A 4,882-nucleotide genomic window follows, 5' to 3' on the forward strand; every position below is an offset into this window, starting at 1 on the left:
ACCTGGCGCCGGTCGGTAAAAATCAGTACCCGGCGGAGCCGGGTAGCCGACGGTCTGACGGCACCAGATCATAGACTCGATGTGCATGTTCTGGTGGTAGATTGCGTAGCGGTAGAGGTAACGGGCCTGGTCGGTTAACGGTTGCTTCTCGATCCGCTCGGCCACTCGATCATAGATGAGATTGAAGTAGTCGAGGGTTTTCTGCCGCCCCGGAAACAACTCGCGGTTCCATCGATCCCGGTGTTCGATGTGGAACGAATCCCACAGGTCGTCCATGGCAGGATCATGGCTCGGTGTGCCATCCAGCAGGTTGAAGACGAAGACTTCGTAAAAGAAGGCCGCATGCCCCATTTCCCAGAGCGGTGGATTGACGCCCGGATGGTAGGGAACGTCCAGCGCGGTCTCGGGAAGAGAACACACGAGGGTCTCGGTTCGCTTCCTTGTCCATTCAAGCTGCTCCAGCAATTCCGACTTTGCCAGATCGATTTGCTCAATCACTGCCATCGTGCCAGTCACCCATCAAAACAGATGACTAACAGCATAACAGAGAGTACAGACACCGGTTAAACGGCGTCACGCCCAGACCGCCAGAATGACTGGCACAGCTACCACGGTTACGAGGAGAGACAGCGGCAGCCCCAGCCGCCAGTAGTCCCCAAAGCGATAACCTCCGGGCTCCATAACCAGAGCATTGGATTGATGCCCTACCGGGGTCAGAAAGGCGCAGGAGGCGCCAACCGCCACCGCCATCAACATGGCATCGGCGGCAATGCCAAGCTGCCCGGAAAGACTCAAGGCAATCGGCGCAACCAGGATGGCCGCTGCCGCGTTGTTCACAACGTTCGACAGCAGCATTGTGCCCGTAAGGATAATGGTAACAACCACCCAGGCATCGCCTCCGGAGCCCAGCATCAGCATCCAGGACGCGATCAATTCTGCCCCACCGGTAGTCTCGAGGGCCTGCCCCACAGGAATCATGGCGGCCAGCAGAACGATAACGGGCCAGTCAATCGCCCGGTAGGCTTCCTGGTTGCTGAGAACCTTGCTGAGAACCATGACCACGGCGCAGGCGACCAGCGCGACCGGGGGAGATAACCAGCCAACCACAATCAACGCAATGGCGGCGATAAAAAGGCCGCCAGCCAGAAGGGAGTTGCGCTCCCTGCCAAACCGGAGACCCCGCTCGGCCAGGGGCAGGCAGCCGAGCCCCTGAAGCGTGACACTCAAGGTTTCCTCCTCGCCCTGGACCAGAAGGATGTCGCCAGCCTGAAAACGAATATCACCCAGACGTCGCTGCAACCGCTGACCCTGACGCGCAATCGCAACGATGTTGAGACCGTTCTGCTCGCGAAGATTGAGCCTGTTGGCGGTTTTTCCGATCAGCCCCGATTCCGGCGTGATGACCGCTTCGATCAAACGCACGTCGCCCTCAGACAGGGACTTTTCGCCCGGCTTTCCCGACTCTGGTTCTTCCTGATCGGACGCTTCTGAAGAGGCTTCCTCCACTCTCGCCAACTCGAGCCCGGTGCTGTCCAGAAAGTCCTGCAAGGCATCGGTATCCGCTTCCACCAGGAGCAGATCATCGCCGCGCAGGACGGAGAACGTAGAGGGAGCCAGCGACCGCTTGTCATCCCGGATAAGCGCCAGAACCACGACGTCCTTCTCGGCATCGGCGCGCGTCAGAAGCCCATGAAGGGTTGCCCCAACGTGGGAGGAATCCTCCGGCACCCGAAGCTCGGTAACATAGTCGCCCACACTGAACAGCTTGCCACCGTCGTCGGGCTTACCCCGCCGCGGCGTCAGCCGCCACCCGACCAGCGTGATAAAGCCAATGCCTGCCAACGTAATGGCAAGGCCCACCGGTGCGAAGTCAAACATGCCGAACGAACCAGCTTCCCGATAACTGGCAATGATGATGTTCGGAGGCGTGCCAATCAGTGTCATGGTTCCCCCGAGCAGGGAACCAAATGCCAGGGGCATCAGCAGCAGCGAGGGCGACCGCCCGGCTTCCCTGGACATCCAGACCGCCACCGGCATCAACAGTGCGAGTGCACCAACGTTGTTGATAAACCCCGAGCAAAGGGCCACCACTGAAGTCAGCATCAGCACCTGCAGCGTCGGCCTGTGCCCGACCTTTCCAAGCAGCCTGGCCAGGCGGTCAACCACACCGCCGTTGACCAGCCCCTGGCTGATAACCAGAACCGCCGCCACCGTGACAACCGCAGGATGGCCAAAGCCGTCGAACAGTTGATCCACAGGCACGATCCCGGCAATCGAGACAGCAAGAAGCGCGATCAGGGCGACCAGATCGAACCGGATTCGGTTCCAGACGAACAGCACCAGGGCGATACCCAGTATCGAAAAAACAATGGCCTGATCCGTGTTCAACACCTTCCCTCCGGTTGGCACCGAGCTTGTTTCTCTTCAGGTTACAGTATCGAACACATCACGAGCGATACACCAAATATCCTCGCCTCAACGAAAAAACCCCGCCGAGGCGGGGTTTTTGTGGCTTCCGGATTACTCCGGAAGAGACAACTGAACTGTTCTATTAACCGAACTGGTTCATGGTGTTGTCTTTACCACCGGCCTTCAGGGCCGCGTCACCAGCGAAGAATTCCTTGTGGTCGTCACCGATGTTGGAACCAGCCATATCCTGGTGCTTGACGGTGGCGATACCCTGACGGATTTCCTTGCGCTGTACACCAGCCACGTAGGCCAGCATGCCTTCGTCACCGAAGTAACCCTTGGCCAGGTTGTCGGTAGACAGGGCCGCGGTGTGGTAAGTCGGCAGCGTGATCAGGTGGTGGAAGATACCCGCTTCGCGTGAACCGTCACGCTGGAAGTTACGGCACCACTCGTCAGCCAGCTGACCCAGCTCGGTGTTGTCGTACTCTTCGCTCATCAGCTTGTCGCGGTCGTAGGCAGAAACGTCCTTGCCTTCTTCCTTCCATGCGTCGAATACCTGCTGACGGAAGTTCAGGGTCCAGTTGAACGACGGGCTGTTGTTATAGACCAGCTTGGCGTTCGGGATGACTTCGCGGACGCGGTCCATCATCGAGGCGATCTGCTCGACGTGCGGCTTCTCGGTTTCGATCCACAGCAGGTCGGCACCATTCTGCAGGCTGGTGATGCAGTCCAGCACAACACGGTCTTCGCCAGTGCCCGGCTTGAACTGGAACAGGCCAGAAGCCAGACGCTTCGGACGAACCAGCTGGCCCTTCTGCTTGATGACAACGTCGCCGTTGTTGATGTCTTCAGCCTTCTCGATCACTTCACCGTCGATGAAGCTGTTGTACTGGTCACCCAGATCGCCCGGCTCTTCGGTTACGGCGATCTTCTGGGTCAGGCCAGCGCCCAGGGAGTCGGTACGGGCAACGATAACACCGTCGTCCACACCCAGCTCCAGGAACGCCAGACGAACGGCGTTAATCTTGGACAGGAAGTCGGCGTGGGGAACAGTTACCTTGCCGTCCTGGTGACCACACTGCTTCTCATCAGACACCTGGTTCTCGATCTGGATGCAGCAGGCACCGGCTTCGATCATCTGCTTGGCCAGCAGGTAGGTCGCTTCGGCGTTACCAAAACCAGCATCGATGTCGGCAATGATCGGCACAACGTGAGTTTCGTGGTTGTCGATCTGCTTGATCAGTTCTTCAGCCTTGGCGTTGTCGCCAGCTTTCTCAGCTTCTTCCAGGGCACGGAACAGGTGGTTCAGTTCCCAGGCATCTGCCTGACGCAGGAAGGTGTACAGCTCTTCGATCAGGCCGGATACGGCAGTCTTCTCGTGCATGGACTGGTCAGGCAGCGGACCGAACTCGGAACGCAGGGCAGCAACCATCCAGCCAGACAGGTACAGGTAGCGACGCTTGGTGGTGCCGAAGTGCTTCTTGATGGACAGCATCTTCTGCTGACCGATAAAGCCGTGCCAGCAGCCCAGGGACTGGGTGTACTGGGCGGTGTCCTGATCGTAGTTCGCCATGTCTTCGCGCATGATCCTGGCGGTGTACTTCGCGATATCCAGACCAGTCTTGAACTTGTTCTGGGCGCGCATGCGAGCGGCGTGCTTCGGGTTGATAGCATTCCAGGTCGGGTGCTGCTTCAACAGGGAAGCAATCTGGTCAACGTCTTGTGCGTAGGGCATTGTCTCAATCCTTTCTACGTTGGTTTTCTAAGTCGATGCGGAGAAGCGTACAGCAACTTCCGAAGCCAACAACCTGCTCACTTTTTGAGCGAAGCGCTGACATTGATGGTTACTTTAGTGGTTTCAAATTTATAATTGAAATTTATATAATCTATTTTCGGCATTTTCCTGGTGAATGGTAAGAACCCCTTATTCTTGAGTTGGATCAACATCGGAAAAGTGGCTATTGTTACTGTTAACAGTGAGCAAGCATCACCCGACCCCATCAGGCGCAAACAGTGTTCTACCTGCGAGCTTTCAGCCACTCCCTTGTGCATGCCCTGAAGAACCTGGTTCCGATCATCGCCGTCGTTGTCTTCTTCCAGCTTGTTATTCTCCGGCAAATGCCGGACAACACGTTTGCGATGGCAGCGGGTCTGCTGATCGTGGCTGTCGGCGTTGCCCTGTTCCTCCAGGGCCTTGAGCTGAGCATCTTCCCGGTTGGCAAAAGTCTGTCCAATCAGTTTGCCCGCAGGGGCTCTGTGCCGGTTCTGCTCTCGTTCGGCTTCGCAATGGGCTTTTCTGCGGTGGTGGCAGAGCCGGCACTGATTGCCGTGGCCCAGCAGGCGGAGGAAATCAGCGAGGGCAAGATAAAGGCCCTGACACTCAGGATACTGGTGGCCGTTTCCGTTGGCCTCGTCGTTGCCCTGGGCGTGTTCAGAACCATATTTGGTTACCCGCTGCACTGGTTCATGATCA

4 protein-coding genes are annotated in these 4,882 nt (G+C 57.7%); 1 reads left to right on the top strand and 3 read right to left on the bottom strand.

The window, feature by feature from the left end; translation table 11 throughout:
• The 3 genes from B2W52_RS01335 to B2W52_RS01345 form a co-directional block, all read right to left on the bottom strand.
• Positions 1–504, bottom strand: a 504-nt coding sequence (locus B2W52_RS01335) for a DinB family protein (protein WP_286801038.1), incomplete at its 3' end; no start/stop codon positions are given.
• 69 nt (positions 505–573) lie between these two features.
• Positions 574–2,388 carry an SLC13 family permease gene (locus B2W52_RS01340; protein WP_273069974.1) on the bottom strand — a complete coding sequence of 605 codons (1,815 nt, stop codon included), beginning with the start codon at positions 2,386–2,388 and terminating at the stop codon, positions 574–576.
• A 163-nt stretch (positions 2,389–2,551) separates the two neighbouring features.
• Entirely contained in the window at positions 2,552–4,144 is a 1,593-nt protein-coding gene (locus B2W52_RS01345) for an isocitrate lyase (protein ID WP_286801039.1), read from the bottom strand.
• 278 nt (positions 4,145–4,422) lie between these two features.
• Here B2W52_RS01345 and B2W52_RS01350 point away from each other — a divergent pair.
• The coding region (locus B2W52_RS01350) for a DUF1538 family protein (protein ID WP_286801040.1) at positions 4,423–4,882 on the top strand (460 nt) is incomplete at its 3' end.

Origin of the sequence: Marinobacter sp. UBA2498 (assembly GCF_002341575.1) — a bacterium.
In the GTDB taxonomy this organism is placed as follows: domain Bacteria; phylum Pseudomonadota; class Gammaproteobacteria; order Pseudomonadales; family Oleiphilaceae; genus Marinobacter; species Marinobacter manganoxydans.

What these genes read in the sequence shown, in the direction of transcription:
- B2W52_RS01345 (WP_286801039.1), bottom strand. Translation starts at nt 4,144, where the DNA reads ATGCCCTACGCACAAGACGTTGACCAGATTGCTTCCCTGTTGAAGCAG.